Annotated in this window: 12 protein-coding genes; 10 read left to right on the forward strand and 2 right to left on the reverse strand. The window is 66.5% G+C overall.

The window, feature by feature from the left end:
• Window positions 1-70 precede the first annotated feature (70 nt).
• Together ACIA58_RS20275 and ACIA58_RS20280 are read left to right on the forward strand one after the other, a co-directional pair.
• Window positions 71-565 (forward strand): hypothetical protein, encoded by a 495-nt coding sequence (locus ACIA58_RS20275; RefSeq protein WP_396405264.1) that lies wholly within the window; start codon window positions 71-73, stop codon window positions 563-565.
• On the forward strand, window positions 562-1,512 hold the full coding sequence (locus ACIA58_RS20280; RefSeq protein ID WP_396405265.1) for an RNA polymerase subunit sigma-70: 951 nt from the start codon (window positions 562-564) through the stop codon (window positions 1,510-1,512). Before ACIA58_RS20275 ends, ACIA58_RS20280 begins: the two co-directional genes overlap by 4 nt.
• Here ACIA58_RS20280 and ACIA58_RS20285 read toward each other — a convergent pair whose 3' ends face one another.
• Both ACIA58_RS20285 and ACIA58_RS20290 read right to left on the reverse strand, forming a co-directional pair.
• Complete coding sequence (locus ACIA58_RS20285; RefSeq protein WP_396405266.1) at window positions 1,513-1,710, reverse strand: hypothetical protein; 198 nt, start codon at window positions 1,708-1,710, stop codon at window positions 1,513-1,515.
• Between the two features lie 66 nt (window positions 1,711-1,776).
• Entirely contained in the window at window positions 1,777-3,432 is a 1,656-nt protein-coding gene (locus ACIA58_RS20290; RefSeq protein WP_396405267.1) for a bifunctional 3'-5' exonuclease/DNA polymerase, read from the reverse strand.
• A gap of 125 nt (window positions 3,433-3,557) precedes the next feature.
• Here ACIA58_RS20290 and ACIA58_RS20295 point away from each other — a divergent pair, with 125 nt between their 5' ends.
• From ACIA58_RS20295 to ACIA58_RS20330, 8 genes are all read left to right on the forward strand, one after another.
• On the forward strand, window positions 3,558-4,913 hold the full coding sequence (locus ACIA58_RS20295) for a PLP-dependent aminotransferase family protein (protein ID WP_396405268.1): 1,356 nt from the start codon (window positions 3,558-3,560) through the stop codon (window positions 4,911-4,913).
• A 73-nt stretch (window positions 4,914-4,986) separates the two neighbouring features.
• Complete coding sequence (pdxS, locus tag ACIA58_RS20300; protein ID WP_396405269.1) at window positions 4,987-5,886, forward strand: pyridoxal 5'-phosphate synthase lyase subunit PdxS; 900 nt, start codon at window positions 4,987-4,989, stop codon at window positions 5,884-5,886.
• A gap of 562 nt (window positions 5,887-6,448) precedes the next feature.
• Window positions 6,449-6,619 carry a hypothetical protein gene (locus ACIA58_RS20305; protein WP_396405270.1) on the forward strand — a complete coding sequence of 57 codons (171 nt, stop codon included), beginning with the start codon at window positions 6,449-6,451 and terminating at the stop codon, window positions 6,617-6,619.
• A gap of 145 nt (window positions 6,620-6,764) precedes the next feature.
• Window positions 6,765-11,597, forward strand: a complete 4,833-nt coding sequence (locus ACIA58_RS20310) for a DEAD/DEAH box helicase (RefSeq protein ID WP_396405271.1) — start codon at window positions 6,765-6,767, stop codon at window positions 11,595-11,597.
• Window positions 11,594-13,387: a UvrD-helicase domain-containing protein gene (locus ACIA58_RS20315; RefSeq protein ID WP_396405272.1), complete on the forward strand. Its 1,794-nt coding sequence runs from the start codon at window positions 11,594-11,596 to the stop codon at window positions 13,385-13,387. The genes ACIA58_RS20310 and ACIA58_RS20315 overlap by 4 nt, the downstream gene beginning before the upstream one ends.
• Window positions 13,380-16,610 (forward strand): helicase-related protein, encoded by a 3,231-nt coding sequence (locus tag ACIA58_RS20320; RefSeq protein ID WP_396405273.1) that lies wholly within the window; start codon window positions 13,380-13,382, stop codon window positions 16,608-16,610. The genes ACIA58_RS20315 and ACIA58_RS20320 overlap by 8 nt, the downstream gene beginning before the upstream one ends.
• Window positions 16,597-18,303, forward strand: coding sequence for a DrmB family protein (gene drmB, locus ACIA58_RS20325; protein WP_396405274.1), 1,707 nt, complete (start codon window positions 16,597-16,599; stop codon window positions 18,301-18,303). The genes ACIA58_RS20320 and drmB overlap by 14 nt, the downstream gene beginning before the upstream one ends.
• A 333-nt stretch (window positions 18,304-18,636) precedes the next feature.
• On the forward strand, window positions 18,637-18,861 hold the full coding sequence (locus ACIA58_RS20330) for a substrate-binding domain-containing protein (RefSeq protein WP_396406491.1): 225 nt from the start codon (window positions 18,637-18,639) through the stop codon (window positions 18,859-18,861).
• Window positions 18,862-18,867: the final 6 nt, after the last annotated feature.

Raw genomic sequence — 18,867 nt, forward strand, 5'->3', positions numbered from 1 at the left:
ACGCTAGCGTCCGGTGACGCCGCGACTACCGATTCCCGGCGGTCCGTCAGCGCTCCGTAAGAATGGGCCCGTGGAGATCTCCTGGGTGCTGCTCGCAGTCGGCACAGTGCTGCTGCTGTTCGGCGCCTACGCGAGCTGGACGGCCGGGCGGCTGGACCGGCTGCACCACCGGGTGGAGCTCGCCCGCGCGTCGCTCGAGACCGAGCTGGCCCGCCGGTCCGCGCTGGTCGCGGAGCTGGCCGGCAGCGAGATCCTCGACCCGGCATCGGCCCTGTTGTTGCTCGATGCGGCGCATCGGGCCCGGGCGGCGTCGCTCGACGTACTGGAGGTGCATGAGCAGGTGGAGTCCGCGCTGACCCGGGCGATCCATGCCACCGGCACCGATATCGAGCCGTGGGCCGGCGAGCTGACGCTGGCGATGCGCCGGGTCCAGCTGGCCCGGCGTTTCCACAACGATGTCGTCGTGTCGACGCGCGACCTGCGTCAGCGGCGGCTGGTGACCTGGTTCCGGCTGGCCGGCCGGGCCCCGATGCCGGCGACGATCGAGCTCGAGGACGGGAGATGAGCAGCTTCGAGAAGGACGTCGAGCGTTACCGGCACGAGCTGCGAGTGCATTGCTACCGGATGCTCGGGTCGTACGACGAGGCCGAGGACCTGGTGCAGGAGACGTTCTTGCGGGCCTGGCGCGGACGGGACGAATTCGAGGGGCGGTCGTCGGTGCGGGCGTGGCTGTACCGGATCGCGACCAACGCGTGCATCGACGTACGGCGCCCGCGCCGGGTCCTGCCGTACCAGCTCGAGCCGGCGTCGTTCCCCGCTACGGCGCTTCCGGCGCGCGAGGACGTGCCGTGGTTGCAGCCGTTTCCCGACGTACTGCTGGATCGCGCCGAGGAGCCTGATGCGGCGGTGATCCGGCGGGAGACGATCGAGTTGGCGTTCCTGATCGCCATCCAGCACCTGCCGGCGCGGCCGCGTGCCGTGCTGATCTTCCGTGATGTGCTGGGCTGGCCGGCGCGCGAAACTGCCGCTGCGGTGGATCTCTCGGTGGCGGCCGTCAACTCGGCCCTGCAGCGGGCCCGGCCTGTCCTGCGCGAGCATCTGCCTTCGCATCGCTCGGAGTGGTCGGCTCCCGACGCCTCCGCCGACGAACGCAAGCTTCTACGGTCCTACATGACCGCGTGGGAGAACACCGACCCCGACGCGCTCGCATCCCTGATGCACGAAGACATCCGCATGACCATGCCGCCGTACCCGTTCTGGTTCGAAGGCCGCGAGGATGCGGTGCGCTCGTTGATCCCGAACCTCACCGGGGAGTATCGCGGTCAGTGGCGTTTCCGGCCGACCACGATCAACCGTCAACCCACCCTCGCGGCCTATCTCTTACCCCCGCGGATGACGGCCTGTCAGCTGTTCGCACTCGATATCTTCCGCATCGAGAACGGTCGAATAGCCGAAATTACCGCCTTCGAAACCACGAACCACAAGCTTTACGGTTTACCTGCAACGCTGTGATCAGACGCCGTTCTGGTTCTCGATCCTCCGCTGCCGGCCGCTGAAGTCGCCGACGACCTTGCCACGGTGGTAGACCCGGTTGTCGTCGCCGAGATGCCCTGCCTGGGTTGCCTTCTCGGCCTGCTTGCCGCTGGTCGAGCCACCGCTCGCCACCGCCTCGCTGCCGGAGACCTTCTTTCCCCACTTCGCCTTCGCCATCACGCTCTCCCATCCGTCGGAATGCGGAGACGTTATCGGCCCGGCGGCCTAATAAGTCGTTTGAAACTATTTGGCGTCGGCGTAGATCTCCACCGTTGCCGTGGTGAACGCGAAATTGGTGGGGGTCGGGCCGAAAGTCAGCGTGCCGGCCAGGTTGCCGGCCTGCTGGACAGCGGCGGCGACCTGCTCGGCCTCGTCGGCGGGGCAGTGGACGATGACCTCGTCGTGCTGGAAGAAGACGAGCTCGGCCTTCAACGGCGTGAGCGCCTGGCGAAGTGCGGCGAGCAGCAGGAGAGCCCAGTCGGCGGCACTGCCCTGGACCACGAAGTTCCTGGTGAAGCGGCCCCGCGCTCTGGCATGGCGCGGATCCGTGGTGGGGATGTCGGCGGGCGGGCCTTCGAGCATGGCTGCGTCGAGCGGGTGGCCGGTCGGCGGGCAGGTGCGGCCGAGGTACGTGCGGACCAGACGCCCTTCCTCACCGGCGCGGGCCGCGTCGTCGACGTACGCGACGGCTTGAGGGAATCGCTTGCGGAGCATGGCGAGGTTCTTCAGGCCGTCGCCGGAAGTCTGGCCGTAGATGGCGCCGAGGACGGCCAGCTTCGCCTGCGCGCGGTCACCGGAGAACGCCTGGTCGGACACGGCTTTGTAGAGGTCGCCGGCGTCGCTGGAGACCTCCATCAGCGCGCGGTCGCGGGAGATGGCGGCGAGGACGCGCGGCTCGAGTTGGGAGGCGTCGGCAACGACCAGACGCCAGCCGGGATCGGCGACGACCGCGCGGCGGATGACCTTCGGGATCTGCAGGCCGCCGCCGCCGTTGGTGATCCAGCGGCCGGAGACCGTGCCGCCGGGAACGAAGCCGGGGCGGAAGCGGCCGTCGTGGACCCAGTCGTTCAGCCAGGACCAGCCGTTGGCGGTGTAGATCCGGTACAGCTTCTTGTACTCGACCAGTGGCGCGACGGCCGGATGGTCGATCGTCTCGAGCTCCCACCGCCGGGTCGACTTCAGCTGATGCCCGGCCTGCTTGAACGCCTTCAGTACGTCGGCCGGCAGCTCGGGCCGGACCCGGTGGCCGAACGCGGACGAGATCTCGTCCGCGAGCTCGGTCAGCCGGCGCGGCTCGCCCGTACCACCGAAGCGTTCGCCGAGCAGCTCGCTGAGGACGTCACGATGGGCTTGCGCGCTCCACGGGAGGCCGGCGCGGTCCATCTCGGCGGCGATCAGCATCGCCGACGATTCCGAGGCCGTGAGCAACCGCATCCGGTCCGGGTGCTCGGCGAGCTCGTGCCGGCGGAGCTGGTCGGCGTACACCCGCAGGAGGGATTCGAACGCGATCGGCTCGGCGGGGATCTCGAACAACGACGACTGCTCACCCGGCACGACGGCGCGCATCGGCGGATCCGGTGGCACCGCCGCACCGCTCAGTCGCGCCCAGGCCGCGGCCGCGGAACGTGGCTCACCGAGGCGGCCCTCGTGGCCGAGCAGGAGGCCTTCGGTGTTCTCGAGGTCGTAGCACCGCTCGACGCGGACGCCGGCCGCGAGCAACCGCGGATAGATCTCGGCCGATGAACGCCACACCCACCGAGTGACATGCGGTCGCGACGCGACGGCCGCGACGAGGTCGGACTCGTACTGGATCTCCCCGGCGGGCTGCCCGTCCGGACGCAGCGCGACCAGCGTCGCCCCACCACCCTCCTCCGGGCCGATCGCCCACCGCTCGTCCATAGGCAAATCCTCACATCCCGCACCGACATTCGCGGACCTTGAGCACCCACCGACCATCTCGGGCAGCCGGGAATGGTTGATGGGTGCTCAAAGAGCGATCAGGCCAGTGGTGGGATAGTGGACTTATGTGGCGGATGGGGGAGCTGGAAGCGGCGGACGGGACGAAGACCGAGCAGATCGAGGGGCTGGTACTGCGGCGGATCGAGCGCGGCGACCTCTCGATCGGCTCGCGACTGCCGTCGGAGCGGGTCCTCGCGGAGCGGCTCGGTGTCAGCCGGGTGACCGTCGTACGCGCGCTGGAGAACTTGCGGCGTGACGGCGTACTGGAGACCAAGCGCGGCTCCGGGACCGTGGTGCGGCCACTGGACCGGCTGCTGGATCCGGTGGCGCCGGCGTCGACGGTCACCGCGGGGGACCAGCCGGTGCTGGACCTGCGCTTCGCCACCACAGCTGCCCCGCACGATGTCGCCGAGGCAGCGGCCCAGATCATCGAGGACGGACTGCCGCAGGCCATGGGTGGCGACGGGCCGCCGCCGGGTGGGTCGCAAGAGCTCCGAGCAGCGTTGGCGGAGCGGCTGACCAGAGAGGGCGTGCCGACCGAGCCGGACCAGCTCACGCTCACCGTCGGCGCGGCAGCCGGCCTGAACGCCGCACTGGCCGGTCTGGACCTCGGGCCGGGCGTAGCGATCACCGAGACCCCGACGTACCCAGCTGCCTTTGATCTGCTGCGTAAACACCGCCTGGACGTAGCCGGCTGGCCTGCTGGCGTCTGGGACACCGACCAGCTCGCCCACCTCTGCCGACGCCATCGCCCGAAGGTCATTTACCTCCAGGCGGACAACCACAACCCGACCGGGCTGAGTCTCCCGGCGGACCGTCGCCAGGCCGTGGTGGAGATCGCCCGCCGGTACGGCGCCGCGCTGATCAGTGACGAGACCATGCGTCCGTTGTGGCTGGCGAACGGGGAGCAGGCCGAGCCGCTGAGCCGCTATCCCAGGACTGTGAGTGTGGGATCGCTCTCGAAGACGGTGTGGGGTGGACTGCGGGTTGGCTGGGTCCGGACCGGAAAGCAGTTGAGGCGGCGCATCAACACGGCCGCACAGCTCAGCGTGGCCTCACCGAGTGCGCTGGACGACCTCCTGGCCCGGGCGATCGTTCAGAAGCTCGACAAGGTGATCGGCCGCCGCCGTACCCGTCTTCGCGCCAACCTGGCCGCACTGGAAACCGGACTCAAGACACTGGACGGTGTGGCGTGGTCCACACCGACGGGCGGTATGACGCTCTGGCTGGAGCTGACGGAGACCAGAGCGCGCAGAGTGCTCGAGGCAGCGCGCGAGCAGAACCTCCTGCTCGGCTCAGGCGACCTGTTCACACCGGACGGCACCGACCGGCGTCACATCCGCATTCCGTTCACCGCCCCGCCGGCGACGCTGAGGCTGGTGGTCGCCAGGCTGGGTGATGCGTTGGCTCAGTCCACTTGATCCAAGGTGGACTGAGGATCGATGCCCGGCACCTCCTAATCTGGAACCGAGCCCCACGATCAGGAGGAAGTCAGTGACCGAGAACCAGACGCCCGAAACAGGTACCGCCAAGGTCAAGCGCGGCATGGCGGAGATGCTCAAGGGCGGCGTGATCATGGACGTCGTCACCGCCGAGCAGGCCAAGATCGCCGAGGACGCCGGCGCGGTCGCGGTGATGGCGCTGGAGCGGGTCCCGGCCGACATCCGCGCGCAGGGCGGCGTGTCCCGGATGAGCGACCCGGACATGATCGACTCGATCATCGGCGCCGTCTCGATCCCGGTGATGGCCAAGGCCCGGATCGGCCACTTCGTCGAGGCGCAGGTGCTGCAGAGCCTCGGTGTCGACTACATCGACGAGTCCGAGGTGCTCACCCCGGCCGACTACGCGAACCACATCGACAAGTGGAACTTCACGGTCCCCTTCGTCTGCGGTGCGACCAACCTGGGCGAGGCGCTGCGCCGGATCACCGAGGGTGCGGCGATGATCCGCTCCAAGGGCGAGGCCGGCACCGGTGACGTCTCCAACGCGACCACCCACATGCGCCAGATCCGCCAGGAGATCCGCAAGCTGCAGAACCTCCCCGAGGACGAGCTGTACGTCGCGGCCAAGGAGCTGCAGGCGCCGTACGAGCTGGTCAAGGAGGTGGCCGGGCTCGGCAAGCTGCCGGTCGTGCTGTTCACCGCCGGCGGGATCGCCACCCCGGCCGACGCCGCCATGATGATGCAGCTCGGCGCCGAGGGCGTGTTCGTCGGCTCCGGCATCTTCAAGTCCGGCAACCCGGCCCAGCGCGCCGAGGCGATCGTCAAGGCCACCACGTTCTACGACGACCCCGACGTGATCGCCAAGGTCTCCCGCGGCCTGGGCGAGGCCATGGTCGGCATCAACGTCGACGAGATCCCGCAGCCCCACCGCCTCGCCGAGCGCGGCTGGTAGCGGTCGGAGGAGTATCACTTCGCAATTCAGCGCACATTTGAGCGCGATCTGCCGATCTCGCCGTTGCCGGCAGTGGCAGATTGCGGAGATGGCGATGTCGGGCCACGGCATGGGATCGACACAGTCGGAGTGCCGTGGTCCGGCGTCGGATCTGAGATCGGAACTCGCTCGGTCGTCGGTCGTCGGTCGTTGGCTACTGCGGCCGGCGGCTGGTCTTCGTCTTCGTCTCGGAGCGCGACCACGCGCGGGAAGCCTGTGAACCCTCGTCCCGCGACGCGAACGCACAAGTTCGCAAGAGAGTTGAAGGTTTAGCCGAGGTGCTCACCGGATCGAGCGGGTCTGCACCTTGCGGCCGGCCCGAACGTCGAGGGGCGAACCGTCTGCGGCAATTCCGGCGAATGCCGAATCTGGCGTCTGCAACCCCGTACAGGAGATGTCGAGGCGACAAAGATAACTATCTGTGACAACCCCCTTGGCAACGCAGCGTAGCCGGTGCATAGTGCCAGGGGTAGTCGGCGAGACAGGCGCTCGCCGTCGCGCCGATTCCTGTGGGGGGAAGTAGATGGTCGCGAAGAACACGAACGGACACCGCAACTACATGGCGGACGAATCGTCCACGACGGTTCGCAGGCACAGTCACACCCTCTGGGTGCTTCGTATGAGAAGCGAGACGTACGACCAGCTCGATGTCTGGGGCGGCTACAGCCGGGCAGGTTCTGCCGCGAAGCTCTGAGGCGCGGGCGAGTCCAGCTGTCGCGGACCACGAGTCGATCGGCTCGTGCTCCGTGCGCGGTACGGCGGTTCGTCCCCGCGAGGAGGAACGACCGGCCGATTGGTTGCGGACTCGCCCACGCGTGCGCCGCGGGCTGTCTGCGCGGGTGGTCCATGTCAGAAGCGGGTTCTGGACGATCGATCCGGGCCCGCGCAGGGTTTCGAGGGCCGGTGACGGTTCGTTGCAGCTGGAGGTCGGGGTGCGCGGTTGGGAGCGGGGTACGGAGCTCGCGAAGGTCGTCCGGGAGCAGACGGAGATCTGCCTGAAGGTGTATTCCGAGGACCCCAGCCGGGTCCTTCAGGACGCGAACAACGAACGACGTATCTCCGAGGGCGGATACGCCACCAGACAACTTGAAGAACTGCTCCAGAACGCCTCCGATGCGGCGCGACGTGGCGGCACACGGGTGGAGGTGCTCCTCACTCAGGACACCCTGTACGTCGCGAACGACGGCGAGCCCTTCGACCAGGAAGGCGTCCGGTCGATCATGGCCTCGGACATCTCCACGAAGGACGACCAGAAGATCGGCAAGTTCGGCATCGGCTTCAAGTCAGTGCTGGCGATTTCCTGCCGACCGAGGGTCTTCAGCCGTACGGTGTCGTTCGGCTTCGACAAAGCCTGGGCGGCCCGAACCCTTGCGGATGCAGGCTTCGATTTTCCTCGGTACCCGGCAATGCGGCTGGCTCGCACCCTCGATCCGGGGGCGGAGGGCACGCAGGACACCTACCTGGGCGATTTCATGGAATGGGCGAGCACGGTGATCGTGCTTCCGCTGTCGGTCCCGTGCAATCCGCTGTCGGAGCGTCTGTACCAGTTTCCCGCGGAATTCGTGTTGTTCTCCCCGCACATCGCCCACGCGAGATTGCGGAACCTCGCTGACGGCGACCTGAACACCGCTACCGGCGCCAAGCCAAGGCTCGGTGATCGCAAGATCGGTCAGGAGGTCCAACCGGACCGGACTGTGCTGCTCAGGTCGGGTGGAAGGACTACTCGCTGGTCGATGACTCGTGAGGTCCACCACCCCAGCTCGGCGGCACGGGAAGAGGGCGGTCATGTCGCAGCTCGTCGGCAGGTCGAGGTCCAGTACGCCCTGCCGATTCCGCCCGGCAGTCGGCTCGGAAGGTTGTGGGCCTACTTCCCGACTCACTTCGAGACTACATTGGCGGGCTTGGTCAATGCTCCGTGGAAACTGAGCGACGATCGGACCGGCCTGCTCGAGGGCGACTTCAACCACGAGCTCCTCGAGAAGCTGCCGAAGCTGTTCGGCGACGCGATCCAGGTCATGAGCGGCACCGACGAGGCGGTTGCGGCCATCGACGCCATGCCGGCGCGAGGTCTCGAACCGCGCAACTGGGTCGATCGCGAGATCAACGAACCGATCTTCCGCCGGTTGCGGAGTGTGCCGTCGCTGCCTGACGGCAACAACGTCCTCAAGACCCCGGCCGCGTTGAAGTGGGTCGGTGACGTGCCGACGGAATGGCTGGCACAGTGGGCCGCGATCGCCAACGCCCCGGTCGACAAGTGGCTCCATCCCAGCGCCTACAGCAGTCCTGAGCGCCGCAAGAAGGTCGTCAGACTGATGCTCCCGGACCGTCTCGGGAACAGCGATGCACAGAGCGCCGCCGGTGTCGACGAATGGCTCGAAGCACTGGTGACGGACGGCAGCGTCGCCGCATCCGCAGCGGCGATCCTCTTGGCGGCACGCATCGTGGACGACGCGCAGGCCGCGAAAGACACGAGGATCGCCGAGGCGCTCGTCGGTGTGCGCAAGGCGAGGATCATCCGTCTCGAGGACGGCGAGTTGAGAGCACCTGCCAAAGGGCAGGTGTTCGTGCGTGTCGACGGTGATCAGACGTCGGACGTGGACTTCGTCGATCCTGAGCTGGGCGCACTGCCGGCGGTGCGAGACGCGCTGCAAAGGCTGGGCATCGTCGTCATGGACCGGAGCGGCGAACTTCACCGGCTGCTCGCCCTGGCCAGGACGTCGGCGGGGCTCAAGAACCCGGCAGATATCTGGCCCGACATCTTCGCTGTGCTCCGTGAGATCCCGATGGAGACCGCACTCAGAATTCTCTCCGAGGATCTCGGCGAGAACTTCGAACAGCAGGTACGCGTACGAACGGCGGCCGGGACATGGCTCCCGGTCGGACAGGTCTACTTGGCAGGTCGGATCATCCCCGCGGACGTCAGCCGCGACCGCGGCCGTGTGATCGATCCGCGGTTCCACGCTCGCGACGCGGATCTGCTGCACGAAGTCGGAGCTGTCGACGCTCCGGTCTGGCGCCACAAGGCTCCACGAGAGGCTTGGCTCACCGTCTACGAGGACGAGATGCGAGAGGCGTTCGTCAAAGCTCAGTCCGGTAAGGCGGGCAAACCGGAGCACTCGAAGATCCAGATCACTCCGGGTGCGAAGGGCGCTCCGCCGCCCTGGCCACTGGCACCCCTCCTGTCGCTCAGCCCGGAAGGGGTCGCGGCAGCAACCAAACATCTGCTCTCCCGGCCGGTGCCGACCCGGTGGCATGCCCGCCATGCGACCAATTCTGGATATGCATCAGGCACGCTGAACGCTCCTGAGACATGGTTCCTCGCCCGGCACGGCTGCCTGCCCACCGCGTTCGGCATCCGCCCTGTGGCTGCCGTGCTGAAGGCGAGCGACGCCGTGGATCCCGCGATACTGCCTGCTGTCGAGTTGTCCGACGAGTGGGCCACGGCGTTGGCCGTCAAGTCCGACCCCGAAACCCTGCCCACCGCCGAATGGGTGGCGCTCAAGGAGAAGGCGGACACCTGGCGCGGACCGGGAGACGACGTCCGGCGTGCCGCCTTCTACTCCTGGCTGCCGGGGCGGACAACCTGCGACAAGTTGGTGGTTCGGGTCGGAACACAACTCCAGTCGGTCGATATCGCAAATATCGGCGTCACCGACGAACCAGCGGTCTACGAATCGATGCTCGAGGCCCAGGTGCCCGCCCTGATGGCGGTCGACCACGACGACGTGGAGCGCTTCGTCGAGGCCTGGAAGATGCCCAGGGGCAAGGACCTCCTGCAGGAGGAGATCCTCATCGAGACGTCCGGCGAATGGAGCTACCTCACCGATATCTATCCGCCTTTGAAGCTCCATCTCGACCTGGCCGACCAGGAGCTCAAGCTCCAGCCTGCAGGTCGAATCGTGAAGATGATCGCCACACCACGAGGGCAGGTCGCACGCCCGATCGATGCCCGGCGCGACGGCGACACCTTGCTTGTCACCGCGACGTCACCGCGGCAGCAGCTCTCACAGATCTCCTCGCTGCTGGGACTCGAACTCGGTCAGGCGGGTATCGAGAAGGTCCTCGGGCAGATCGAGCAGGCGGCCACCAACAACCTCCGCAACCAGATCAGGCGTGCGGCGGACGACGATGCACGGCTCGTGGCTGCGGTAGGTCCCGATGCGCTGCGGCGATGCGTGCCCGCACAGGCTCTCAAGATCCTCGACCAGGATCGTGGCGGTGCCGCACCGACCGAGGTCGCGGCCCTGGCGCGTGCCGTTCACGGCGTCGGCATCCTGAAGCAACTGCGACCGGCACTCGAGGACCGTGGACTGGAACCTCCTCGAGAGTGGGCCGGTCGACGTGTGACGCGGCAGTGGGTCGCCTCGCTGGGGTTCCCGCCCGACTGGGCAGGCTTTCCGGGAGGTACTCGCGCAGCGGTCGAGATGATCGACGGTCCGGCTGTTCTCAGCCCGCTCCATGACTTCCAGGAGTTCGTGACTGAGCGCATCACCGGGCTCCTGCGCCGAGTGGGCCCCGATCGCGGGATGGTGTCGCTACCGACAGGTGCCGGCAAGACCCGGGTTACCGTCGAGGCACTCGTCAACGCGGTCCGTGAACAGGACGTGTCCACGAGGGTCCCGCTGGTCTGGATCGCCCAGACCGACGAACTGTGCGAGCAAGCTGCTGAAACCTGGACCTACGTGTGGCGAGCCATCGGCCCCCAGCTGCCGATGCGCCTCGGTCGGCTCTGGGCGACCAACGAGGTATCGGAAGAGCCGGGCGTGTTCCAGTTGGTGATCGCGACCATCGACAAGTTGAGTTCCCTGACCACGAGATCGGGTGACGAGTACGACTGGCTGCGTGAGGCTTCGGTCGTCGTGGTCGACGAGGCTCACGCTTCGATCGCGCCGTCGTACACACGAGTGCTGGAATGGCTCGGCCGCAGCAGTCGTGTGCGATCGGACGACCGCAAACCGTTGATAGGCCTCACGGCGACGCCGTTCCGCGGTACGTCTGCAGAACAGACCGAGCGTCTGGCGGGTCGTTACGGCAAGAACCGGCTCGACCGCGGAGCCTTCCGAAAGGAAGATCCGTACGAAGAGCTCCAGGACATGGGCGTGCTCGCCCAGGTACGACACGAAATTCTCGGCGGGACGGACGTCCACCTGACCGAATCGGATGTCGCGGAGATCGAACAGACACGGCGACTCCCGTCGGCAGTGGTCGAACGCCTCGGCGCCGATCTCACCCGGTCCCTACGCGTCGTGGACTCGATCGCGTCGCAGCCGGTCGACTGGACAGTGCTCGCCTTCGCGCCATCGGTCGAGAACGCGCGCGTCCTCGCGGCACTCCTTTCGCACCGGGGGATCCCTGCCATGGCTGTGTCGGCCGATACCGAGGCGGCCGCTCGGCGTCACTACATCGACGAGTTCAAGGCCGGACGTATTCGGGTCCTGACGAACTACAACGTCCTGACCCAGGGGTTCGACGCTCCCAAGGTGCAGGCGGTCTATGTCGCACGGCCGACCTTCAGCCCGAACGTGTACCAACAGATGATCGGGCGTGGCCTCCGTGGCCCGAAGAACGGCGGTTCCGAAGAGGTCCTGATCGTCAACGTGCTCGACAATTTCCAGAAGTACGGCGATCTGCTCGCCTTCAACGAGTTCGAGTACCTGTGGAGCAGGCGTTGATCGGGACACAGCTGGACGACAGCCAGCTCGCAGCGGTCGACGTCGACACCGAAACACGTCAGATCGTGATCGCCGGGCCGGGCTCGGGCAAGACCGAGGTCGTGTCTGCGTTGATCGAGCACCTGGTGGACGACGAGGGCATCGATCCTGTCGACGGCATGCTGGTCATCAGTTTCTCGAACGCCGCGGTGCATGCTGCCGACGCCCGACTTCGGGCCCGCGTGGGGACCCGACCGGTCGGCGTGCAGACGATGGACTCGTTGGCTGCCGAGCTGCTGCGTGACCTCAGTACGGAGGATTACGAGGACCACGACTTCGACCGGCGCATCGCGCTGGCCACTCGACTGCTCCGCAACGAGAGCTGGGGGCGGATCGACGATCTCGAACATCTGATCGTCGACGAGCTGCAGGACATCGTCGGTGTCCGAGCGGAGTTCCTGTTGGCGATCATCGAGCAGTTGCCGGCAGAGGCCGGATTCTCGCTGCTCGGAGACCCCGCGCAGGGGATCTACGACTTCCAGATCCGCCCTGACCGCAAGGGACGCAAGCCCCTCTCGTCGATGTCGTCCGCGGAGCTGATGGACTCGATCACAGCCCTGCCTGCCACCGAGATTCGGCATCTGACCGGTCAATACCGTGCGACCAGCCGTGATGCGAAAGCCGCCGTGGCACTGCGGTCGGCCGTCCTGCCCGGTGGCGACCCGGGCCTGCTCGACGACTTCCACGCCGGAGTTCTGGCGGCGGGGACCGTCGAGGAGGTCGTCGCTCTCGCCGCGCGTTGGACGGGACGGACTGCCTTCTTGACGGCGACCAACGGCCAGGCACTGCTGGTGGCAGGAGTTCTACGGAACCGAACGGTGGTGGAGGTCCGTCGCGGTGCCCGGCAACGGGTCATCGCCGGTTGGGTGACTCAGTTGCTAGGTGACCTCCCGACCGACACTATTGCCCGGAACGAGCTCGACAAGCGGGTTGCCGAACGATGTCCCGAGCTCGACTCTGCGCTCCTCTGGCGGGCTCTCCGTGGAGTCGAACGAGGCAGAGGCACGGAGATCGAGCTCTTGCGCCTCGCGCAGGGCCTCCGTGGTTCGCGGCCGCTGACCCCTGAACTCGTGGATCAACCGACGACGCCCGTGGTGGTCTCGACCGTTCACCGCGCAAAGGGCCTCGAGTTCGACAACGTCGTACTCGTCGACTTCCCTGAGCGCGCGTGGCTCGAGGACACGACGGATCCCGGCGAGCTGCTTCGTGCTCGCTTCGTCTCGCTGACTCGGGCACGACGGCTGCTCGTGCGCGCGAACGGCCCCGATGACCGATTCGTACGTCGATTCCGGAAGCGAAGGCTTCATGAGGAGCGTTGGTTCCAGGGCGGATACAAGCACTGGCAGACGTTCGGCTTCGAGATCGGAGTCGCAGATGTCGTGCCGGTCGGGACAGATGCTGCGCAGGCGGAGCTGCAGCTGACCACGCAGGTTTCGGCGGGTGACCCGCTCGAGCTGAGGCTCGATCGTTTCGAATCGACACTGACGGTGCCGATCTACACCGTCTCGCACAACGGCATCCCGGTTGCGCAGACGTCGCGTCGATTCGGTGAGGACCTGGCTGCTCGCACAGGCACTCTCGAGCACACGCAACGATCCTGGCCGATTGTCGGGGGTGCCCGGGTCGAGAGCGTCGCGACAGTGATTGTCGACCCGCGGCCGGGATCCACAAGTAGACATCGATTCCGGCTGGCGCCGGTGGTGACCGGTCTGCTCCACCTCGATTGGAAGGAAACGACGGAAGATGACTGACCTCGCCCCGTGGTACGAAGCGCGCGACCGGATGGTCGAGGCAGTGGTCACCGACCTGTACGGGGGTCCGAATGACGAGACCCTCTCGGAGGCTCCGCTCGAGCGGTACATCGTCGGAATCCTGCACCCGCGCTCCGCCGAGGGCTCGGAGGACGTCGTCGAGATGGCCAACGAGATGCCCGACGAAGAGGGCAGCTCGGCGCCGGACAGCGATTTCGACCCTGGTGTCTCCTTCGCACACCTTCGATACCCGTCGACAATCGGGCTCACCTTCGGTCTGACCGAGGGGACCCGGCAGCTCGAGGTGGTGATCGAAGCCGACAGGTACGAGCCCGACGAGGAATCCGGTCGGGCCGATGCGACGGCGAACGGTATCGCCAGCCGGACCCGCTCCAAGCGAGCCAGCCTTTGGCGGAGAGTGCAGATCGGGCCGGTCGAAGAGACGATCGCCGTAGTTCCCGGGATGCCGAGTGAACTCAAGATCGCGGACGGTTTGACGCTGCGTGTCGTCGTTCGTCCGGCGCAGCGTGGCGTCGTCAACGCCACGCTGGTTCTGGTCAACAGCTTCACCCGGCCTGAGAAGGGGCATACCGATGCACTGTGCTGGTTCCGACCGCAGATTCGCGTGCGGGCTGTCGACGGCGAACTGGCCGATCGGAGCCCCGACCGTCGACCCGAGCACATGGACGCGGACGAACTCGGCGGCGAGCTGCTGTATCGCAAACAGCGCCATCTTGCGGTCGGGCACGGTGTGGCTGTCGCCTGGACCGAGAGCGACCACGTTACCGAGGTCGGAACGACCTTCTTTCCGGAGCATGATCTGCAGCTGGCCCAGGCAGAGCGTGACGATGTCGACGACCTCAGCATGGTCGCGCTCGCAGAGCCAGGTACTCGGGAGCCACTGATCCGTCTTGTCGACAGGTACGCAGAGTGGATCGACACACAGGAGCAAGCGGTGGGCACCCTCACCGAGGTGCAGGCAGCCACCGCGCGAGACCATCTTCGCGACGCAAGGGTGGCTGCCGAGCGCATGCGTCGAGGAATCGAGCTGCTCGGTGTCGACAGTCGGGCGGATCAGGCGTTCCGGGTCATGAATCTTGCCATGCAACAGCAGCGTGTCCGTCAGGAGATGATCCGCCGTGGACTCGGCACGCCGCCCAAGGACGTGGTCGGCATGTGGCGACCCTTCCAGATCGCGTTCATCCTTTTGAATCTCGAAGGACTCTCGGACCCGACCGGACCCGATCGTGATCTTGCCGATCTGCTGTGGTTCCCGACCGGTGGCGGTAAGACCGAGGCATACCTCGGCCTGATCGCTTTCGCTCTGGTGCACCGACGCCTGCGTGGAGCCGGCGAGGACGGCGACGGCGCAGGCGTCGGTGTCATCATGCGCTACACCTTGCGGCTGCTCACCTTGCAGCAGTTCGAGCGCGCCGCAGGGTTGATCTGTGCGCTCGAAGACCTACGCACGGCGACTCCTGGCCTGGCAGACGGCAAGTCTTTCTCGATCGGCCTCTGGGTCGGTCAGGGTGCGACACCGAACAACGCCGTCAATGCGGCGAAGGCGATCAGGAAGCGGCGGGGAGGCGAGGAGCCCGGCGAGTTGGGTGACCCGGTTCAGCTCCTGCATTGCCCGTGGTGCGGTTCCGAGCTCGGGCCGGAGCACTACGAGGCCGACGTCCATCGTGATCGGGTCACTGTTCGCTGTCCCGATCCGTTGTGTCGGTTCAGCAAACACGACGGTCTCCCCGTGCATCTGGTCGACTCCGACGTGTATCGCGAGCGGCCCTCGCTCGTGATCGGAACTGTCGACAAGTTCGCCATGCTTGCATGGCGGGAGGAGAGCGGCCGGCTGTTCGGCTCGGGGCACGATGCACCACCTGACCTGATCGTGCAGGACGAGCTTCACCTGATCAGTGGACCGCTGGGGACGCTGGTGGGTCTCTACGAGACGGCAATCGACCACCTCGCGACCGACCGTGAATTGGGAGCGAGGCCCAAGCTCGTCGCATCGACCGCAACGATCAGGCGTGCGTCGAAGCAGGTCAGAGCTGTCTTCGCGCGGGAAGCGCGGCAGTTCCCGCCGCCCGGGATCGATGCCTCGGATTCGTTCTTTGCAGTGGACGCCCCCGCAGACGTGAAGGGAACCCGACGATATGTCGGGTTGATGGCGACGAGCACCAGTCACGCGACCTTGCTGGTCCGTACCTACGCCGCCCTGTTGCAGGGAGCAAAGGACGTCGACGCGACCGATGAGGTGAAGGACGCCTACTGGACGCTGTTGGGCTACTTCAACAGCCTCAGAGTTCTGGGCGCTGCCTACATCCAGTCGATCGACGACGTACGGGACCGGATCAAGGTAGTGGCGGGTCGGAACGGAAGCGAGCTCCGTGAGATCCGAGATCCGCGGGAGCTGACGTCCCGCAAGAAGTCGAGCGAGATCCCGCACGAACTGAAGGCGCTCCAAACACCGTGTTCGGAGCCAGGAAGTCCGGACATCGTGCTGGCGACGAACATGATCTCGGTTGGCGTCGATGTCGACCGTCTGGGCCTGATGGCAGTGATGGGCCAACCGCAGACAACCTCCGAGTACATTCAGGCGACCAGTCGTGTCGGACGTCGGTATCCGGGGCTGGTGCTCACTCTGTACAACGCGTCGCGGTCGCGCGACCTCTCGCACTACGAATCGTTCACTTCGTATCATCGCGCGTTGTACAGCCAGGTCGAAGCCACCGGTGCAACACCGTTTGCGCTCCGTGCGCTGGACCGTGGGCTGCACGGTCTCCTTGTCGTTCTGGTGCGTCACCTGATCCCTGGCGCTTCTGGGGACAAGGCGGTCGCGGTTCCCGTCGATACCGACGAGTTCGATCGGATTGTCGACATCATCGTGGCCAGGGCCGTCGACGTGGAGTCCGACTCCGCGTCCGCCGTCCGTGCGGCGCTGGAGAGCCTCGTGGAAAGCTGGCGCGATGCGGTCGAGACAGGGGAGGTTCTGCAGTACTCCCGTTGGGCCCAGCAAGGCGCGGATGTCAAGGGTCTGATGATTCCTGCCGGCAGCTCGGCGATGAATGCTTCCACCGGCGAGCCGCTGGCGGCCATCTTCCCGCCGTCCGAGCCACCCTGGCCGACGCTGATGAGTCTTCGCAATGTCGACCGGGAGAGCACGCTGAAGATCATCTCCCCGAAGAAGAACAGGAAGGCGGCAGACGATGGCGACCGCTGAGCGTCCGAAGGCGCGGCAGAGCCAGCTCGTCACGACCTACGGAGTCGGTTCACTCTTCCCGGCCGGTGACCAGAGCTTCATGATCTGTGGGATCGACGAGTGGGACGAGAAATGGTCGCCCGCTGTCGAGGAACCGAGGTTGGCCCGGTCGCTCGGCGTACACACCTTTCGCGCGCCCGCCAGCGGAAAGAGGACCGGTGACGTTCCCGTCGTCCGCTTTCCGACCTACCACTACTGCCCGGAGTGTCGGCGACTCGACAGTTACTGGAAGTTCGACGCGAAGAAGATGCAGTGCCCGGACTGCCTGCGGGACCTGACACCCTCGCGATTCGTGGCATGCTGCGAGAACGGCCACATAGAGGACTTCCCGTACTTCAACTGGACCCATCGCGGCTCAGACGTTCCCGATGGCCCGCACAGGATGACGCTGGAGTCGCAAGGTGCGTCCTCCTCCCTGGCCGACATCGTCATCAGATGCTCCTGCGGTGTACCGGCGCATGATCTCGACGGCTCATTCGGTCGCAATGCGCTCAGCAACATCAAGAGTTGCGGTGGTAGACGACCCTGGCTACCGGACGCATCGGACGAACAGTGCGAGAAGCCGCTGCGTGCGCTCCAGCGAGGATCCTCCAACGTCTGGTTCGGAGCGGTGCGCTCGAGTATCTCGATTCCACCCTGGTCGAGCCCGAATGCCCAGTTCGTCACCAAACACTGGGTCGTCCTCGAGCATCTACCGGAGAGCGCGCTCGCCGCAGCGCTGCCTGCGATGATCGAGGGCAGATCAGGCTTGTCGGTCGACAGCATCGTCGATGTCGTCCGGCAACGAAAGGGTCTGGACACCACGGCCCAGCCGAGCGACAAGGACCTGCGTGACGAGGAGTACCGGGCTCTTGTCGACGGGAACGAAGGCGGTCCGCTCGATACCTTCCAATGTGTGGCGGTCGATGTGGACCTGCGCGTACGGGATTTGGTCGCACAGGTGTCGAGGGCGAACAGGCTGCGCGAGGTCCGTGCGCTGCAAGGTTTCTCCCGTGTCACCCCGATGGTCACCGACACGACGAACCCCCGGCTGGCCAGACTCAGCGAGACCCATCTCCACTGGTTGCCCGCCACGGAGGTCCTCGGCGAAGGGATATTCGTGCGTCTCTCCGAAGACGCAATCGCCGCGTGGGAGAAGCAATCGCTCGCCCGACAGCGTCACGAGCTTCTCGACCGGTCACTCCAGCAGCGTGCTGCCGAGTCGGGCGCACCGGTCGTGACAGCTCCATCGGCCAGGTTCGTCGCGATTCACTCTCTCGCTCACGCTCTGTTGCAGGAGCTCAGCCTCGACGCCGGATACCCGATCGGTTCCTTACGTGAGCGCATCTATGCGGAGGAAGGTCAATCCGGTCTGCTGATCTACACGGCGTCCTCAGACGCGGCCGGCAGCCTCGGTGGCCTCGCCGCGCTGGCCGACGAGCAACGCTTCGCCGACACGCTGCGCACCGCCCTAAGTCGCGCGGGCTGGTGCTCCAACGACCCGGTGTGCAGCGAGTCCGGACCATCAGGAACCGACGGTCTCAACCTGGCCGCCTGCCACGCCTGCCTCCTACTCCCCGAGACCAGTTGCGAGCATCGGAACATCTTCCTCGACCGTGTGAGCCTCGTCGGCAACATCGACTCGCTGACGGGCGGACTCGTGAGCAGTTTGTAGCGGAGGAGATCCAGCAGGTTCCGGGATCCGCAGCTGCCGACTCGGCCACCGGGTCAGCTGTAGAGGAGGTGCGAGCACGTCCGGATCCCGGTGCATCTCGGTCAGGAGCGTGCGAGTGCCGGAACGAGGTCGGTGTTACAGCTCTGGCCGGTCCAGTGGGAACCGACCGCGGATCGATGCCCACGTGATGCCAGTCCACGTCCAGCACCAAGACCGAGAGCCGGATCTGCTCGACGCGGAACCGGTGGAGGCCCTGGCGAGCCGGTAGGAGGCGCGCAGGGTCGGTAGTCCCGCCCCCAGCCCAGGCGAAGACGTAGACGACGGGAGCCCGGCATCGACGTACTCGGCGAGCTCGCGCTGATCGGCTTCGACGACCATCCTGCCGCCGGCGCCGTCGGGCTGTCGATCATCCGGCAGCCCGTGCGCGTGGCGGGGCGTCGAGCCGCCGAGATCCTCATCGACACCGCGGACAACGGCACGTGCCCCGAACATCTCGAGCTCCCACTCACGCTGGTCGGACGAATGAGCACCGGAGGCTCCTGGGTCGTCGTCGGTTAGCGTCGG

This window comes from Kribbella sp. NPDC051586 (assembly GCF_044453965.1).
GTDB lineage: Bacteria > Actinomycetota > Actinomycetes > Propionibacteriales > Kribbellaceae > Kribbella.

Coding starts and splice junctions, on each gene's coding strand:
- ACIA58_RS20305 (WP_396405270.1), top strand. CDS start 6,449: ATGGTCGCGAAGAACACGAACGGACACCGCAACTACATGGCGGACGAA.
- ACIA58_RS20285 (WP_396405266.1), bottom strand. CDS start 1,710: ATGGCGAAGGCGAAGTGGGGAAAGAAGGTCTCCGGCAGCGAGGCGGTG.
- drmB (WP_396405274.1), top strand. CDS start 16,597: ATGGCGACCGCTGAGCGTCCGAAGGCGCGGCAGAGCCAGCTCGTCACG.
- ACIA58_RS20280 (WP_396405265.1), top strand. CDS start 562: ATGAGCAGCTTCGAGAAGGACGTCGAGCGTTACCGGCACGAGCTGCGA.
- ACIA58_RS20290 (WP_396405267.1), bottom strand. CDS start 3,432: ATGGACGAGCGGTGGGCGATCGGCCCGGAGGAGGGTGGTGGGGCGACG.
- ACIA58_RS20295 (WP_396405268.1), top strand. CDS start 3,558: ATGTGGCGGATGGGGGAGCTGGAAGCGGCGGACGGGACGAAGACCGAG.
- ACIA58_RS20320 (WP_396405273.1), top strand. CDS start 13,380: ATGACTGACCTCGCCCCGTGGTACGAAGCGCGCGACCGGATGGTCGAG.